Consider the following 16,123-nt stretch of genomic DNA (forward strand, 5'->3'; position numbering starts at 1 on the left):
TTATCTGATATATTCCATTATATCAATCTTTAGGTTTGACTTTAGCATAAAATTATTAGTGATCGCTGCAACAGTGGAAGAAGCTGTTTTACCAATAGCAAAACTGGCTGTAGGAGCATCTGTAAATGTTTTTCTGCATGCAACTTCTATGGTGTGAACTCCCACCGGAGCATTATCCAGTGTATAGATCAGGGTAAATAACGACTGATGATTAGCGGTCTTAGCTGAAAATAAATTAATTTGATCCCCCCGTACTGCTTTTAGCTGATTATCCATAAACACCCCACAAATGTATCTCGTATGGGTAGCCCCGTTCACGTAAGACATCTCTACTCCGGTTTGAAAAAAAAGCGCCACTTTATTCTTTGCCCGGCCAACCTCAATAATAGTCTTGAGATCTGTTATTTTCTTCCATGCTTCGGTTAAAGGTTCATCCAGTATCCCGATGTAATTCCCGTCACCCTCACCTGTGAGAAAGTCAATACCCGTTTCATCTTTCACAGCATAGCTCTGCTGAAGCTTTATTTCACTGTCTTCTAAAAACGGAATGTTTAAAAACTTCCATTGAGGAGGCTCATTGGTCCCTCTGGAAACCAATACTTGTCCGTATTGTCCGGGATCTCCCTGTATAAATTCATTACCGCCAACCCTGAATTCTCTCCTTAAAGAAATGTCTCCATTAATATCCAAGTCTTTTTCCGGGGTTTCAGTGTTAATTCCGACCTGACCTTTTACACAAAAACTTAAAAAAATTACAGCAACAATTGTCCATTTTCTATTCATGTCCTATGATTCATTAATAATATCCAATAATTAAAAATGCAGGAAACAGTGTTTTTTTAATCTGATATAATATGAGATCATTAAAAAAACATTGGCATTTTCATTTTTGAGATATCAAAATTATCGCCCTTTCTGATACAGGAAATTAAAAAAAGTACAAATGATGATGACAAATTGTAAACATAGAACTGACAAAATGTAAATGACGATGTATGATTTTACAAAACAATACATATCAAATGATTATATTATCAGGTGCTATTTAGTGGATCTACTAAGCAATCAGCAAGCCATCATATCATCATCCAGACTAATGATTTTACAAAACCCACTCAAAAGTTTCGCTTGGATTGGATAGGTATAATTATCCGCTCATATTCTGTCAGGATTTTGAATAAACCGGCAATGTCAGATTAAAAAGAAGCATTTCGTTATTCATTCGGTTCGGTATTAACAGCAGACTTTAAAATTTTCTCACTCCTTTTAAAGCTTTGATGACTTCTGAAACCTGCAAGGTAAACCAATTCTTCCTCATCAGCCATTTTGTTTTCCGGGAGCTCTTTTAATCTCTGAAATTCTTCCAGCCTGTATCGGTTGATGTACATGCTGAAGTTAAGCCCATATGTTGTATTGATAAAAGAAGACAGATAGGTACGATTGGTACCAAAAGCAGTGATCAGATCTGTAATTTTAAGATTAGGGTCCAGATAAGGTTTCTTTACATCCATGTATTTTGATACTACTTCATGGCTAAGAGGTTCCCTGGATTCCTTTTCCTGTTCTGAAAGCCTGTCTGCTATGATATCTTCTGTAAGCAGTATAAAGTTCTGTCTGAAAATATGGTAACAAGTAGTTACATTTAATAGCAATATGAATAGAAGAGGAACTACCAATCCGACAAACTTCGTATATATCTCTGATCCAATAAAATAATATAATACAGGAAATGGAATAACCAAAAAAAGCACACCAAAGATCTGATAAAGCCATGCCAAAGAAGTTTCTTCCATATTGGAAGAATATTGCACTATTTCTTTTCTGTAACGAATTACTCTGTTGGCTGCCAGACCTAAATAAATCAGACTCAGAATCAACCTTATATAAAAACGACTGTAATCAAAAAAAATAAAGCCTTTATAACCCGCTATCCATTGAATATCTTTTGCATCCATAAGCAACAGAATGCTCCAGGGTGTTAATGCAAACCATAATCCATATCCTGCAGCCAAACTCAATGGGAGTACGTAATGCCAGAATGAAAATTGCTCAGCAGTCCGGAGTCTGGTTATTTTAAAGATCAAATGATAAAACATGACTGGTAACAGCAGCATTGTCAAAAAATTAACAGGTTTGGTCTGAATAAAAGTATCTTTATCAAAATTATAAAAGAAAATAGTAATCACATAAATAATTTCAACTATATACCCACTAATAAGAAGTATAATTACTCTTTTTATAAATTCATCTTTATTCCAAAACAGTCTTATCAAAAGCAATATACTGCAAAAAAGAGCAGAAAATACAGCAATAGAAAATGACATGATTAATAATAAACGTTCAATTTCCATATTTATTCATTGTCTTTTTGTTCAACCTTTTGTTCTGCAGCTTTTTTGGCTCTCCAGTATGCTCTTGGAGTAGAGAACCCAGCCATCAGAGCGAGTTCTTCCTGGTTTTTATCTTTATGTTCAGGATGTTCCAGAAGATATTTCATCTCTTTTAGTCGCCACAGGTTATTGTATTGGGAGAAATTGACTCCAAAGGTTTTATTGATAAATCCTGAAAGATAGGTTCTGTTCGTTTCAAAATAAACAGCAAGGTCCTGCATCTTAAACCCGGCATTCAGATAAGGTTTACTCTCTTCATAGTATTGTTCCAGCTCTTCCTTGGCAAGAAGCAGTGATGCATTGCTTACAGGTTTAGCCTCCTGATTATTAAATACATCTGACAATGCAATAATCTCCCCTCCTGCAATCATAACGGTATTATGGTCACCGAAAGATAATATTGCATAATTTCTCATCAGGATATTATAGACAATGATGATATGCTGTACAGGAACAAGAAGGGTCATTGCTATCAATACAAAGTTAAGTTGCAACGGATTACATATAAACAGGATTAGAAGCAAAAATCTTACGACCATCAGTGGCACCATCCAACGCATCACTTTCCATTTTTCTCTTCCGTGTTTTTTTATCAATATTCTTTTATACCGGATAACTCTTATGCTTCCCAATATCGCATAGCAAAGCATGAAAAAGAAAACTGAAAGAGATGTATAGGGCATAAATAACGATGAAACGGCGTCGTTTGAAAGCTGATTAATTCCCGTGAAAGTTATCATAAAAATTCCTGAAACAAAGAGAAGGATCAGTGGTATAATATAATGGACTTTTATATGAAACAGATTGTCTTTTTCTACAGGGGTCAGCAGGCTGATAAAATGATAAAAAATAACCTGATTGAGCTGCAATACAAAACAGACTAGAGGAAGGTAATATTTCAACAGATGCTCATAGTTAAAATTAAATTGAACATATACCCAGCTTAAGACCATAAAAGCAAAATAAACACCCAGTAATTTCTTGACCTGCTTCTCCACTTTGGTTAGTTCCTGTCCGTAAGCGACGACGAAAAGCATACCACAAGTGAGTGAAGAGATCATTGGTAGTGAAGTATATATATACTTAAATAGCTCTGCCATATCAATATCTGGTTATAAGTCCTCTTTCCTGAGGCTTACAAAAATAACGATTTTAAGTCATATTTTTTCTCAATATATCTACTTTCTAATGATATTCTAATATTTTAAGAAAGCAAGGGCAGAACTTATATTTCCTGTTTCTTATTATTATATTTTATACTGAAAATATTTTTTCCATTTTGCGATAGTATTACGGCTGATTCCCAACTCCTGGGCTAAGCCAATATTTGTCATACTATTGTCATACTGATATTTCAATATTTTTGTTATTGAATTTTTATCATAAGACCTGTGTTTTCTTTTCGTCTTATTTTTGCCAAATATGATTCTGTTTATCTGGATCACATCAAGAGCAGTAATCTTAGTTTTTTTTAAAATTATACTACATGCTTCTTTCTTTTCAGGATATTTCATTTCAAGTAGATCTTTATAGATCCTTTTATAATCAGGACTTGCCTCATTGATTAATGGACTTTTCATCACTATCTATTATGGTTATTATTATATTTTTTTATTTGCTCCGTACTCTAATATACTTTTCCTTATCATTCCGTTGGTTTTGTGTTTTCTTGTGTAAAACCCAAGATAGGATATACTTATATAGATGTCCTTTATCACTTCTTGTTCAAAAATGAGAACAAGATGACGGGCAGATTCCCACCATCTTATTTTCAGTGCATAGCTCCAGGAACGTGCAGGAAAAAAATTGAATTCACTGCCCAGCATTTCTCTCACTTCATACTTAGTAAGCCCCTGAAGATTATAATATTGACTATTTTCAGATCTTTCCATTCCCTAACAGATTAAAATTTTTCATACTGTTATTGATTTTCAAATACATATTTATTATTAAAATTTCGTTTATAATACCTTTTTACAATGGGTATCTATTCATAATAACCTGATAGCTATCTGGGCCCCAATGTGCACTAAAATTTTGCTCCAAAAAATAATAGATTAAATTTTGGATTTTGCTTTTTTGAAGGGATTTTACAGTGGCTATGAATATGCAAGGCCTTACACCCGCTTTAAAGTAGACCATAACGGGGAGAAAAATCTCCCCATTGGGCAGGCTATATTTGTGTATATCTTTCATGATTTTGTGTTTCATCATTTTTTATTCATTATTGCGTTTTCCGATACACTATCAAAAGCCTGCCAGGTCTTTCTAAAAAAGAATGCACACTCGATTTAAGTTTCTATATAGCATCGAGCCAAAATGTTCAGAAACATTAATTTCTAGTATGCAATCCTACCACATCACTTATATGTTTTACAATCACACTTTTAACGAAAAAAAGATTTTATTTAGAGCTATTGTTAATTGTATCCATTGCCATATTTTCTTTTTGTTTCTTCCTATACTTAGTTATCCATTTATACAAAGTTGTTTTAGGAATTCGATAATTTTCAATGATTTCTATTTTTGTTTTTTCCCCAGTCTCAATAAGCTCCAGGATAAACTGAATAATCTCGGGAGTGTAGATGTTTTTCCTGAATCGGGGCATAGAACCTTTTCTACTCTCTGTTTCCCTTCCGGTTTCCCTGGCTCCGGCAGGAGCATACAGCAAGATATGCTGAGAATATAACCTAAAAAAATCATAACGCAGCAATTTACTCCAGCGAAGCAATATTACTGTATCTAAGGAAGGACTTGAAAGCATTTCTTTAATTTCTCCCTCTGTATTATTCATAAAAGCAGTGATCCTGTCTATGTCCATTGCAGATTCTTCAATTCGCTTTTTAATAAATTCTCCTAAATGGATATTTTTAAAATCTTCCATAACTCTCATTTTCGGATTAGGTAACACCCGATTCTAACTAAGCTTATTAATTATAGACAGACATGATGAGGAGAAATCTCCTCATCGGAAACTTTTTTAGCATACTCACTATCATTTGTGTTTTTCATCATTTGCTAATTCATCATCCATTGGACTATGCTTAGAGTTTTGTCTATCTGAAAAATTGAGATTAATCATAGTATTCAGTCGTATCATAAATAATTTTTATGCATACCCGGGTCTAAAACATCAGGCAGTGCTCTGAAACTTTGATGAGACAAAACTATAACCTCAAAAAAAAAATAAAGAAAAAAAGGTAAAAACAATAACTGACATTTTGTAAAATAGCATTTACAAAACAATCAAAACATTGATTTACAACCAAATATGAAATATTTTAAATTATTCAGAAAAGTACAGTAATTCCCATTTAATGATTTTGATCAATAAGTAATAATACCATTGTAACTAAAAGGATACAAAAATGATCATTACAAGAGAAGAGAATATATAGCATACTAGGGAGGTAAAGTGAAACCCTTTGATGACGACGATGAGGATTCCCGCTATTCGTTGATTCTGAACGATACAAATAATTATGTTCAGATCGATATTCTCATCGATGATATAGACTATTCCCTAAAAAGGTTTATAGGAATGCAGGATGTTTTTGTAAACAACGGTATTACAACCGAAACTTATCCCATTAGCAGACAATCCGCTCCATTCATTTTCTCAGACTGGTTATTAGGGAAACTTAAAATACCGGTATTCGAATTATTTCTAGGTGCCACTCATTGGTATTTTAATTTTAACGATCTTTTCAGATTGCTCAATTACGACCAGAATACAGAACCTAAAAAAATCTATAAATCTCCTGTTGCAGAATACTTTATCGCCGATTCCATCATTATCAGAAAGTCCATCTTCGAAATTCTCTTAGGCATGTCTTCTACTGACTATTTCGACAAACTGGAAAAACTAAAGCTTGCAACAAAAAAAAAGAGATGTGGCAAAAGCTCTATTTCAGAATTACGAATCTACACATGAAAAGCCAGAGCGTAATGACTTATTGATCCAGCGTCAATCTGATATTCAGGCTAGTATTTTAAAATTGGAACAGGAAAGGGAGTCCTATCAGATCAAAGAAACAACCGTGGACGATAAAATCGGTGAATTAGCCGGGATCCAGTCTATGTTGGTTGATCTGGAACTAAAAACTTCAAGAGAAAGAATTTTCTTGAGATCGTTGCAGAACGAACAGGTAAAGGTTGATAATGTTCATCGTACACTATTGGAAGAGATACAGCAGATTCAAAAAATTATTTTTACCCACGACCAACTCGACCTTTTTTCGATGGAAGTATGCCCATTTTGCATGAACAAAAAAGAAATCGCCAAAGGTATCTGTATCTGTGGGTCAAAATTCAATGAAGATGATTATGAAAAGTTTGTCTACAACTCAAGCGAATATAAGGACATCCTTTCTCATAAACAGAAAAGTATTAAAGCAATCACGCAGGCCAAACAGGACTACGCACATGATGTTCGCGAAGTCACAGGCAAAATAGAAAAAAACACAAAGCTGATTGACGATTATACTCAACGACTTAAAACAGTTATAGAAACCGCTGAGTTTGCGGGAAGTACTACTGTCATCGATGACTATAACAACCGTATCCTCAAGATGAAAGAACAATTGTTACAGCTGGACTATGCCCTAAAAACTAGCAGAGACTGGAAAAGATTAAACGATGATCTAGAAAGCAAAATTGCGAACCTTACAACAGCACAGATTGAATATAATAATGCAAAAAATGCTTACAATTTAAATAACGCAGAAACTATTGAGTCTTTCAATACGGTGTACAGCAGCCTCTTGGCAAAATCCTCATACAAAAGCACGGAAGCTCATATTGATGAAGACTACATGCCTTTCATCGACAATAGGGAATACAGAGCCAATAGCAGTGATGTCCCAAAAAGATTAATGTACTACTTTACAATACTCTCACTGGCTATGAAATTGCCTTCTGTCAAACATCCTCGATTTCTTCTCATAGATACACCGGAAGATTCGGGAATTGATACCGAGCACTTAAACCAAAACCTGGAATTATTGAAGGATGCTCTAATACTTGGAAAGCAGGCTGATGGTACTTATAAAGATTTTCAGGTTATATTAACAACTGGATATGGAAAATTTCCACCATCATTTGAAAAATATGTAATTGAACGATTTTCAGAAAAAGACGACAACTTTATCTTAAAACCAAAACAGTAGTTATTTAAACACTATTCATAACAAAAGCCTCCATTTTGGAGGCTTTTATACTCTTCTAAATAATTATTTTAATTCATCAATATTAAAACATTCATATACGGAACTTTTCCTGTCATAATTTTTGTATCGGTCCAAACAGCTGTAAATTTTACTTTGAGCGAAATCTCTAAAAAATGAGCAACCCTATTCATAGCTTGACTTTACAACTTTATTTTAAATTTGGTAATAAACTCATCCTGGAAAGAGGTTTTTGAGTTTTAGTTCCACGATACTTTCGAATTTCACTACCATATTTTTGCTTATTTAATTTAAAAGGTTAGTCACTTTAAACTATGTATTCTACGCAAACGAGTCTAATTTAGCTTTTCTCCTCTCCCAATCAGGCATCATAACTGTCAATAAATCAAAAAAATTCTGATCATGATGTTTATTTACGATGTGACACAACTCATGCATTACAACATATTCAATGCATCTTTTGGGAGTATGCACTAATTTGGGATTAAAAATAAGCTTATTGTTTACCGTGCAGCTTCCCCAACGTGTTGGCATGTCCTGAAAATATATGCTTTTTGGTGCCTCAAAGCGTTCGGAAAACTTTTTGATAATAGGCTTTGCAATTTCCGTTATTTTATTGGCAGCTTTAATCTTTAACCACTCTAAAAAAAGATCTCGAGCCCTATCCTTACTTCTTGTAGATACTAAAAACAAATTTCCTTTGTATGAAACTTCTTCCTTGTAAGATTTTTCCACTGTAAATTTATATTGACGACCTAGATAATAGATGGAATAACCTGATTTAACCTCATAATCAAAAATTGTGGATTCAAATTGTAGAAAAAATGATTTTTGCTTAATGATCCAACTCGCTTTTTTCAAAAGCAGTTCTTTTATCCTATCCATAGGTACCTCCATTGGTGCACTAACAACAACAGAAGAGTCAGGTAATATTTTTACTCCAACACTTTTTCGCTTTGAATATTTCAATTCAAATTCGATCCTATCCTTACCATACTGAATGCTCTCAATCATCTACTTATTTATTTGCGACTGCGATGTCTATTAATTTCCTCGTCAGTTTATCAGCTTCATCTAAAGGAAAGTCAAATACATCCATTGCCGAGAACTAAGATGAATTAAATACTAATTCCAGATTTCATATATAATACGGGATATTATAGCATATATTTAAGTTTTACGTCACTTTTCATTTATAAATTTTATTTATCCTAATTCAAAAACCGGTTTAATTTGGGAATATGAGGTACCATTTTAAATTAATCAAATGTTTTTGATTCAGTTTAAGCAATTGTTCAATAAAATATAATACATTTGTATACCATACCATAAGGTATGGTATGATAATTCGAAACGAAATGAAGAAGTTTAACTATTTTAAAATTGGAGCGTCATTTTACATGTTGCTGGGTGCATTACATCTTATTTATTTAATTAGTACCCCAAAGCGTCCTCAAAACGTAATGCAAATGTATTTAAAAATGGAGAGGACGACATTTGATTTTATGGGAGAGCATACTGTGATGCAATTTTATACGGGGTTCAGTGTCATGATGGGATTTATGTTTTTAGCATTTAGATTTCAATTATTTATGATCAAACAATCTAGTAAGCCCGTTATTTTTGCAAATATTTTCCTTTCGCTTATAGCATCCATTATTGCGGTAATCTACTTCCACCCCTTGGCATATACTTGCTTACTATCCGCAACATTTTGTTTTATATTATCTTTCATTAATTCTAATAATAGACCATGAAAAAAATAGAAAGGACCGATTGGTTTGAAGATGGAATGAAACTCCTGAAAACAGAAGGTTTCCAGTGCATTACCATAGACAATCTTTGCAAGTCTTTGAAAGTAACCAAAGGCTCATTCTACCACCATTTTAAAAATACCGAGGGCTATATTGAAGCATTGATGAAATATTGGCAGAATAAAAACACACTTGAATTTATTAAATATACGGAAGAACAATCTGATGTTCAGACGAAATATTTTATACTCCATGATTTGACAGGCTCTTCATCCCATAAAGTCGAGCAGGTGATCCGTGCGTGGGGCTTCTCGAATGACATCGTCAAAGAATATGTAAAACAGGTTGACGATATGAGAATGGAATATCTTACTGATCTAAATGTTCAAAAAGGTCTAGATACAAAACAAGCCAAAAATTCGGCAATTGTGCAATATGGAACGTTGATAGGAATACAACAATTACTTCCAGATATATCAAAAGATGAGTTTAATGAGTTATATCAAATTCTTATTAAAAATAAAACGGATAACGAATAAAAAGGTCTAATGGTAAGTAATCATTTTGAGATGATCATATGAATTTAAAAGTAAATAAGGTTAACGTAGATAAGGCATTTTTAGTCAATAAATATCTTCCAGCTAATTATGCTGATGCCTTTGAATGTGTCGCTCCGATCTCTGATCATGTAACTCCCGATCATTTGCAGATTGCCTTTTGGGGATCAGAAAAAAGTTGGATAAAAGCATTATTTGAATTGCGTAACATGTTGGTCAAACCTTTTGGTTTAAAGACCTCAAGAAAAGAAGGTACTGGAAGTATTGCGGCATGTATTGAAAAGGGCACTGCCCATCCTATTGCTTCGGTTTCGGACAGGTCTTCAAATGAGACCATCCTTTTATTGGATGATAAGCATTTGAAGGCGTATATATCCATGTCGATAGCAGAATCAGAAGACAACCTGAAAAGAGTGACTGTATGCACAATTGTCCATTTTCATAATTGGTTTGGATACCTATATTTTCACTCAATTGACCTCTTTCATAGCTTAGTGGTAAGGAATATGCTTAAACGTTCCATTCGTGCTAACCTGCAAAAAAACTACGATTGTCCGCTCTAAATCTTCTAGCGATAATAGGATTAAAAAAATGAAAAAAAGTAAATTCGATTTTATCAAAAAATATTTACCGAAATTGTAGACTCTACAGCTTAAAATCAGCCATTTGTAAGTTTCAGTGAATCAACACCATATCTTTCACCGGTATTTGGATATTCGTTAACAATATCTATAATGGTTCTAATGTCTTCCGCTGACAATTCAACATCAACAGCTTTGATATTCTGTTCTATGTATTTTTGCCTCTTTGTGCCCGGAATCGGAATAATATCATCTCCCTGTGCCAACAACCAAGCAAGTACCAATTGAGAGGTCGATATCCCTTTTTCGTCGACAAACTCGGAAAGCTTTTTTACCAATTTTTTATTATTTTCCAAATGCTCACCTTGAAATCTAAATCTCGAATCATTAATGCTGAATTCTAAGCTATCAAAATTTTCTGTGAACATTCCCCTGCCCAATGGTGAAAATGAAATTAACGACATCTTATTTTTTCGTACGGCCGGTAATATCTCATTCTCTATATCCCTCGTCAATACAGAATATTCACTTTGCAATGCAGCAATTGGATGTATGGCATTTGCCCTTTCAATACTTTTAGCAGATGCCTCGCAAATACCCAAGTAACGAACTTTACCTTCCTTTACGAGCTCACTCATTGCTCCAATACTTTCTTCAATTGGAACTTGAGGGTCAATACGGTGCAAATAATACAGGTCGATATAATCGGTCTTCTAATTCTTCGACAATGTATACTCTGTCGTCATTTTGGCCCGACTCTCGAACGGGAATTTCAGTATTAGTAATGTAGAAAGCCTGTTCCTTAGCAAACTTCATTTTGTTTGATAAAACATCTTTAACCTGCTCATTCCACTCCGGATCTTTTATTTCAGTTATACCATATTTATGGAATAAGTCTGCTTTGTTGAATTTTTCAAGCTGTTTAGAAATAGCTACAGACTTCTCTTGAGGTGAAAGCCTGTCTAAAGAATCAAGATATTTTTTAAGATAAGCAGTTCTTACCTTTTTGATATTATTAACAAAAGTAGTTGCATATCTTTTCCATTGTGATATATTTTCAATACCATAGGCAGCTTTAACATTATTATACCGGGGATTCTTTGGATCTGCAAGATATTCATCCAAAGAGAACGTGTTACTTTCATCATCAAATTGTCATACGTCATAGACATCAATAATTATTTGGGCTTGTAAATAATCCTTGCCTGCATCTTTTAAAGGTAACTTAGCAACCAACTGCATAAGCTGATCCACATATTTAGAAAGTTGTTCGTCTGAAAGTCTCGCCATATACCACAGTATTTAGAAAGTTAAATTACAAATTTATATTCTGTTACAAAAAAAGTAAGTTCTATAATATCGTAATTAACGTGGATGTTTTTCTATTGTCAAAAGTAAGCTCATCGCAGATCTTTTAAAAATTCAATCAATCTTAGATAAAGAAAATTTCAGACATCTTAGGAATCACTATGAATAATAACGAAAAATAAATGCCAATAATCTTATATATATTATCAAATAAAGGACATTCAAATTATAAGAAAACATAATAAATCTCATTAAGGTTAGAACTTTTTTCTCTCTTTTGACTCATTGTAGTTTTTTGCTATTAAATATAGTAATTCCAATATAATTTTAGCATCCTTCTCATTTACCTGAATTCCATTCTTGGTTAAAATAATAATTGCTTGCTCATCGTCATTAAATAGTGTACTAATTAATTTAATTGTATCTATATATAGGATGACTGAAAAGTAAAATAGCCTTAAAAAATTAAAAATAATTATAACCAGCAATAAATACATTGGTACAATCTGTTCCAAGACTGTTATTAGATTACGACTTTATAAGAAAAAGTTAATCTTTTGGACATGTCTATGCCTATATCTTTTACTGAGCAAAAGGATGCTGCTCCTATCATTCACGTATAGTATTTTCTTTCTGTTCGTAAAACTTGAACCGCAACATGAGTTTACAGAAATATTTTGATAGTTATCACTAAAGGACTTTTGACTACTGACATCATGTTGTCACAAACCAGACTTAAATTTGTCTCACAATTATTTATTAAACAATAAAAACATGAGAGAACTACACAGTACAGCATCCAATCAAACCGAATTTCCAAAGCCTACTATGATTTCAGTTAACAATGTGGTGTTAGAAGTATTTGAAGCAGGAAAACAAAATTCAGACAAACCAATTGTTCTCTGTCACGGTTTTCCAGAACACGCATTTTCTTGGCGTTATCAGATACCAGCTCTTGTTGCAGCAGGTTATCATGTCATTGTCCCAAATCAACGTGGCTATGGTAACTCATCTTGCCCAACCGAAGTAACTGATTATGATATAAAGCACCTGACGGGTGACCTTATTGCTCTACTCGACTACTACGGATACAAGGATGCCACCTTCGTCGGTCATGACTGGGGTGCAAATGTTGTCTGGAATCTGGCACTATTGTATCCTAAACGGGTTAATAAGATAATAAATTTAGCTCTGCCATATCAGGAGCGCGGAGAACAACCATGGATTGAATTTATGGAAACCATATTTGGAGAAGACTTCTATTTTGTTCATTTCAACAAAAAAGTGGGAGTTGCAGATTCTATAATGAATGAAAACACACCTCAATTCCTGCGTAACATATTTCGCAAAGATGTACCTCCCGCTCCACCTGCTCCGGGAATGCTAATGATAAATCTCGCAAGAGCAGAAAAACCTTTTGGGAAGCCCCTAATGGAAAACAATGAACTATCTATATTCGTTTCTGCCTTTGAATTATCTGGATTTACCGGAGCTATAAATTGGTACAGAAACCTTGATAGAAACTGGCACCTGATGGCGAACATAAAGCCAATCATTCATCAGCCAACTCTGATGATATATGGAGAACAGGATACGATTCCAAAGTCTGAAAACCTGAAAAATATCGTTCCTAATCTGGACATTGTCAGTTTAGATTGTGGTCATTGGATTCAGCAGGAAAAACCGGAGGAAACAAACCTTTCAATTTTAAAATGGTTAGCACAACAGAATGCATAATAAGGAAATTGAAACATATAGTCCACAAAGCCAAACAGATTGGAGACAATGGTTGGAAAAAAACCATCAGTCCAAACAATCTGTTTGGCTTGTCTTTTATACAAAAAAGTCAAATATCCCTTCATTAAGTTGGAGTGAAGCCGTTGATGAAGCTCTTTGCTTCGGTTGGATTGACAGCACAAGGAAAAAGATTAACGACATTTCGTTTATGCAGTTTTTTAGCAAACGTAAACCGAAAAGCAACTGGTCAAAAATCAACAAAGAAAAAGTCCAGCAGCTCATTGGCAACAAAAGGATGACAAAAGCGGGTTACGAAAGTGTTGAGATTGCGAAACAAAACGGATATTGGACAATCTTGGATGAAATAGAAGAAGTGATAATTCCGAACGACTTAGAAATTGCATTCGAAAAACATAATGGCGCGAAAGACTATTTTCTAGGGTTGAGCAAATCAACAAGAAAAATAATATTGAGCTGGATTATCCTCGTCAGAAAACAGGAAACCAGGCAAAAGCGCATAGAGGAAGTTGTAGAAAGTGCAGCGCTGAATCTTAAACCAAAACATTTACGATAGAAAAGCCTCAAACGGGTAACTATTAATAAAGACTAGATGAAATTGAGAAAAGTTGTTTTTTTGTTTTATTTGGTTCAAATTATAAATACAACTACCTTTGGATTAGTAATTATCTGTTTTTCAAGCAGTTGCTATTCAGCCGTTCCTCAAAAACAGTAATAATCTATAAGTCAATGAGGTTCATTTTTTGTATCGAAATATTAAAAATCGTCAACAGGATTCAAACAAAAACATAAATAATTCATTTTCAAAATATTTCTAAAATATTTTCTAAATCAGTAAAAAAAGAGTTTGGGTAGCATCCTGTTAAGTTCACATGACAGGATTATGTAATTCTACAATTCTTTCCAAATCCTCAACCAAATGTTTCGATATCTCTTCGGTTATGGGTACAAAAAGCCTCTGAAATCATTTGATTTTCAGAGGTTTTTGATTTTTATAAGTTTATATCAAACGTGAAAAAATGGCAACAATACCGATATTGCTGCCTTTCTTTATTTTATTATTTTACCTTGGTCTGTCTGGCTTTGTGGGATCAATTGTTGGATCTTCTCCAACCGGCCCTGTCGGATCCTGTGGATTCAGGGTGTTATCATTTGAATTAACCGCACTTTGAATAGATACTGTATTATCCGGATTATTTATTTTTAAGGTCTGAGAGCTCGCTTTAACCGATTCTATGGCTTTTTTTCTCGCTTCCTCATCTCTATCGTTGTTACATGATAATACGACTGTAGTGATTGCCGCTGTTAAAATAATTAGTTTTTTATTCATAAGATGGTCATTTTTTAATCCAAAACAAAAATACTCATTTATAAACCACATATGCAATTTTATATCACATTCTCATGAATTGCTGATATGCTTTTATACCAGAAGGATTACAATTAACCTCTTTTTTTATTTTGATAATATGATGTTGGAAATATTGCCAGAGGTAAGCTTCAATTCTTTGAACGGAATTTTTTTATAGGAGATCTGCTTACTTTCATATCGGGTTTCTTTTCCCAATCCTACCTGAAGTGAAGTTACTTTTTCGTCGTATCTATGATTATTGACATCCATTCGAATGTCAGTATCAGTAATCAATCTGCTCTCTGAATTGGTATGTTTTGTATATTTAAAAATTCCTTTATTAGAAGAGATCAGTTTTTTTTCTATTTCCCGATCTCCTTCTACAGATTCTTTTAAAACATAGCTTGGTATTCCTGCATTATTATACGAGAACTTTACATTCCATTTGTCCAGATAATCACTTGCCTGAGTTCTGAAAGATTCCATATAAGCTTTTATTATTTTGAAATCCTTATGCTTGTATTTTTCATATGATGAAATATATTTTAAATCTTCCAGTGCATACCCTGCTAAAAAATCTTCCAGGAAGTCAATCAGATCGGGGATGTTTAAATTATCGCCAACACTTTTCTGTATATATTTATAGTAAGAATCATTTAAGTAAAAGACATCCTTATCTCCGATTAAAACTGTCTTTTCATTATTATTGAATGTAATCTTAAACTTTGTACTGTAGCTTTCATTTTTATAAGTCAACAAAAGACTATTCTGATTTTTTGCCAAAGCACATATATTGGGTACTTTCTTTTCTGATACCGGAGAATCATTAAACTCATAGAAAGCAATACTATCATTTTTAGGGCTGGAGATATAAATAAGGTTACCCGTACTTATTTTATCCTTTTTGTCAATTCTTTTATCATCTACGTATTCTCCCTTATCAATAGTTTTATTAACAATATGAGTAACGGTATAAGATTTTGGTGTTTGTGCAAAAGCGTTTATATGAAACGCCACCAGAATAAGTAATGTATGTATTAAATTTTTTATCATTTCGTTCTGTCCAGTACATACCCTGGAACTTTCTTCAAATCCTTCTTTTGAGACTTCATTAAAGAAAGATATATTTTATAATTTTCTATGGCTTTTCCTTTTTGTCCGATATTCCAATAGCTATTTGCAATATTAAAGTATGATATTAATATTTAAAACTTTATTCCAAATCTTTATTTCCTGAGCTT

The 16,123-nt window shown here is 33.4% G+C and carries 19 protein-coding genes; 7 read left to right on the plus strand and 12 right to left on the minus strand.

Annotation, left to right across the window (positions count from 1 at the left end):
- The 6 genes from JML65_RS14890 to JML65_RS14915 form a co-directional block, all read right to left on the minus strand.
- Entirely contained in the window at positions 1-783 is a 783-nt protein-coding gene (locus JML65_RS14890; RefSeq protein ID WP_202271290.1) for a hypothetical protein, read from the minus strand.
- A gap of 431 nt (positions 784-1,214) precedes the next feature.
- Entirely contained in the window at positions 1,215-2,351 is a 1,137-nt protein-coding gene (locus JML65_RS14895; RefSeq protein ID WP_202271291.1) for a helix-turn-helix transcriptional regulator, read from the minus strand.
- Between the two features lie 2 nt (positions 2,352-2,353).
- On the minus strand, positions 2,354-3,490 hold the full coding sequence (locus JML65_RS14900) for a helix-turn-helix domain-containing protein (protein ID WP_202271292.1): 1,137 nt from the start codon (positions 3,488-3,490) through the stop codon (positions 2,354-2,356).
- A 147-nt stretch (positions 3,491-3,637) separates the two neighbouring features.
- Positions 3,638-3,970 (minus strand): transposase, encoded by a 333-nt coding sequence (locus JML65_RS14905; protein WP_202271293.1) that lies wholly within the window; start codon positions 3,968-3,970, stop codon positions 3,638-3,640.
- 21 nt (positions 3,971-3,991) lie between these two features.
- Positions 3,992-4,282 carry a hypothetical protein gene (locus tag JML65_RS14910; RefSeq protein ID WP_202271294.1) on the minus strand — a complete coding sequence of 97 codons (291 nt, stop codon included), beginning with the start codon at positions 4,280-4,282 and terminating at the stop codon, positions 3,992-3,994.
- 512 nt (positions 4,283-4,794) lie between these two features.
- Positions 4,795-5,274 carry a recombinase family protein gene (locus JML65_RS14915; RefSeq protein ID WP_202271295.1) on the minus strand — a complete coding sequence of 160 codons (480 nt, stop codon included), beginning with the start codon at positions 5,272-5,274 and terminating at the stop codon, positions 4,795-4,797.
- 531 nt (positions 5,275-5,805) lie between these two features.
- On the opposite strand from JML65_RS14915, the gene JML65_RS14920 reads away from it, so the two are divergent.
- The gene (locus JML65_RS14920; RefSeq protein WP_202271296.1) at positions 5,806-6,324 is read left to right on the plus strand and encodes a hypothetical protein; all 519 of its coding nucleotides are present in this window, start codon (positions 5,806-5,808) and stop codon (positions 6,322-6,324) included.
- On the plus strand, positions 6,284-7,558 hold the full coding sequence (locus JML65_RS14925; protein ID WP_202271297.1) for a hypothetical protein: 1,275 nt from the start codon (positions 6,284-6,286) through the stop codon (positions 7,556-7,558). Before JML65_RS14920 ends, JML65_RS14925 begins: the two co-directional genes overlap by 41 nt.
- A 339-nt stretch (positions 7,559-7,897) precedes the next feature.
- Here JML65_RS14925 and JML65_RS14930 read toward each other — a convergent pair whose 3' ends face one another.
- A complete protein-coding gene (locus JML65_RS14930; protein ID WP_202271298.1) occupies positions 7,898-8,590 on the minus strand; it encodes a M48 family metallopeptidase in 693 nt (230 codons plus the stop codon).
- A 344-nt stretch (positions 8,591-8,934) separates the two neighbouring features.
- On the opposite strand from JML65_RS14930, the gene JML65_RS24130 reads away from it, so the two are divergent.
- Genes JML65_RS24130 through JML65_RS14940 form a run of 3 tightly spaced genes read left to right on the plus strand, consistent with a single transcriptional unit; the run spans position 8,935 to position 10,450 of the window.
- Positions 8,935-9,333 (plus strand): LIC_13387 family protein, encoded by a 399-nt coding sequence (locus JML65_RS24130; RefSeq protein ID WP_410669550.1) that lies wholly within the window; start codon positions 8,935-8,937, stop codon positions 9,331-9,333.
- Positions 9,330-9,869 carry a TetR/AcrR family transcriptional regulator gene (locus JML65_RS14935; protein ID WP_202271299.1) on the plus strand — a complete coding sequence of 180 codons (540 nt, stop codon included), beginning with the start codon at positions 9,330-9,332 and terminating at the stop codon, positions 9,867-9,869. The genes JML65_RS24130 and JML65_RS14935 overlap by 4 nt, the downstream gene beginning before the upstream one ends.
- Positions 9,870-9,907: 38 nt before the next feature.
- Positions 9,908-10,450 (plus strand): DUF2867 domain-containing protein, encoded by a 543-nt coding sequence (locus tag JML65_RS14940; protein ID WP_202271300.1) that lies wholly within the window; start codon positions 9,908-9,910, stop codon positions 10,448-10,450.
- Between the two features lie 95 nt (positions 10,451-10,545).
- On the opposite strand, the gene JML65_RS14945 is transcribed toward JML65_RS14940, so the two are convergent.
- The 3 genes from JML65_RS14945 to JML65_RS24015 are packed head-to-tail and all read right to left on the minus strand — an operon-like array spanning position 10,546 to position 11,758.
- A complete protein-coding gene (locus tag JML65_RS14945; protein WP_237390895.1) occupies positions 10,546-11,154 on the minus strand; it encodes an aldo/keto reductase in 609 nt (202 codons plus the stop codon).
- The gene (locus JML65_RS14950) at positions 11,141-11,593 is read right to left on the minus strand and encodes a hypothetical protein (RefSeq protein WP_202271301.1); all 453 of its coding nucleotides are present in this window, start codon (positions 11,591-11,593) and stop codon (positions 11,141-11,143) included. The genes JML65_RS14945 and JML65_RS14950 overlap by 14 nt, the downstream gene beginning before the upstream one ends.
- Before the next feature lie 30 nt (positions 11,594-11,623).
- Entirely contained in the window at positions 11,624-11,758 is a 135-nt protein-coding gene (locus JML65_RS24015) for a hypothetical protein (RefSeq protein WP_262896500.1), read from the minus strand.
- 792 nt (positions 11,759-12,550) lie between these two features.
- Here JML65_RS24015 and JML65_RS14955 point away from each other — a divergent pair.
- Both JML65_RS14955 and JML65_RS14960 read left to right on the plus strand, forming a co-directional pair.
- Entirely contained in the window at positions 12,551-13,513 is a 963-nt protein-coding gene (locus JML65_RS14955) for an alpha/beta fold hydrolase (RefSeq protein ID WP_202271302.1), read from the plus strand.
- Positions 13,506-14,087: a YdeI/OmpD-associated family protein gene (locus tag JML65_RS14960; RefSeq protein WP_202271303.1), complete on the plus strand. Its 582-nt coding sequence runs from the start codon at positions 13,506-13,508 to the stop codon at positions 14,085-14,087. Before JML65_RS14955 ends, JML65_RS14960 begins: the two co-directional genes overlap by 8 nt.
- A gap of 507 nt (positions 14,088-14,594) precedes the next feature.
- Here JML65_RS14960 and JML65_RS14965 read toward each other — a convergent pair.
- Together JML65_RS14965 and JML65_RS14970 are read right to left on the minus strand one after the other, a co-directional pair.
- Positions 14,595-14,861 carry a hypothetical protein gene (locus tag JML65_RS14965; RefSeq protein ID WP_202271304.1) on the minus strand — a complete coding sequence of 89 codons (267 nt, stop codon included), beginning with the start codon at positions 14,859-14,861 and terminating at the stop codon, positions 14,595-14,597.
- A 126-nt stretch (positions 14,862-14,987) separates the two neighbouring features.
- Complete coding sequence (locus tag JML65_RS14970; RefSeq protein ID WP_202271305.1) at positions 14,988-15,935, minus strand: hypothetical protein; 948 nt, start codon at positions 15,933-15,935, stop codon at positions 14,988-14,990.
- Positions 15,936-16,123: the final 188 nt, after the last annotated feature.

Source organism: Chryseobacterium sp. KMC2 (genome assembly GCF_016756935.1).
Classification (GTDB): domain Bacteria; phylum Bacteroidota; class Bacteroidia; order Flavobacteriales; family Weeksellaceae; genus Chryseobacterium; species Chryseobacterium rhizosphaerae.

Excerpts from the sequence above, each read along its gene's own strand:
- JML65_RS14890 (WP_202271290.1), bottom strand. The coding sequence starts at position 783 with ATGAATAGAAAATGGACAATTGTTGCTGTAATTTTTTTAAGTTTTTGT.
- JML65_RS14895 (WP_202271291.1), bottom strand. The coding sequence starts at position 2,351 with ATGGAAATTGAACGTTTATTATTAATCATGTCATTTTCTATTGCTGTA.
- JML65_RS14900 (WP_202271292.1), bottom strand. The coding sequence starts at position 3,490 with ATGGCAGAGCTATTTAAGTATATATATACTTCACTACCAATGATCTCT.
- JML65_RS14905 (WP_202271293.1), bottom strand. The coding sequence starts at position 3,970 with ATGAAAAGTCCATTAATCAATGAGGCAAGTCCTGATTATAAAAGGATC.
- JML65_RS14910 (WP_202271294.1), bottom strand. The coding sequence starts at position 4,282 with ATGGAAAGATCTGAAAATAGTCAATATTATAATCTTCAGGGGCTTACT.
- JML65_RS14915 (WP_202271295.1), bottom strand. The coding sequence starts at position 5,274 with ATGGAAGATTTTAAAAATATCCATTTAGGAGAATTTATTAAAAAGCGA.
- JML65_RS14930 (WP_202271298.1), bottom strand. The coding sequence starts at position 8,590 with ATGATTGAGAGCATTCAGTATGGTAAGGATAGGATCGAATTTGAATTG.
- JML65_RS24130 (WP_410669550.1), top strand. The coding sequence starts at position 8,935 with ATGAAGAAGTTTAACTATTTTAAAATTGGAGCGTCATTTTACATGTTG.
- JML65_RS14935 (WP_202271299.1), top strand. The coding sequence starts at position 9,330 with ATGAAAAAAATAGAAAGGACCGATTGGTTTGAAGATGGAATGAAACTC.
- JML65_RS14940 (WP_202271300.1), top strand. The coding sequence starts at position 9,908 with ATGAATTTAAAAGTAAATAAGGTTAACGTAGATAAGGCATTTTTAGTC.
- JML65_RS24015 (WP_262896500.1), bottom strand. The coding sequence starts at position 11,758 with ATGGCGAGACTTTCAGACGAACAACTTTCTAAATATGTGGATCAGCTT.
- JML65_RS14955 (WP_202271302.1), top strand. The coding sequence starts at position 12,551 with ATGAGAGAACTACACAGTACAGCATCCAATCAAACCGAATTTCCAAAG.
- JML65_RS14960 (WP_202271303.1), top strand. The coding sequence starts at position 13,506 with ATGCATAATAAGGAAATTGAAACATATAGTCCACAAAGCCAAACAGAT.
- JML65_RS14965 (WP_202271304.1), bottom strand. The coding sequence starts at position 14,861 with ATGAATAAAAAACTAATTATTTTAACAGCGGCAATCACTACAGTCGTA.
- JML65_RS14970 (WP_202271305.1), bottom strand. The coding sequence starts at position 15,935 with ATGATAAAAAATTTAATACATACATTACTTATTCTGGTGGCGTTTCAT.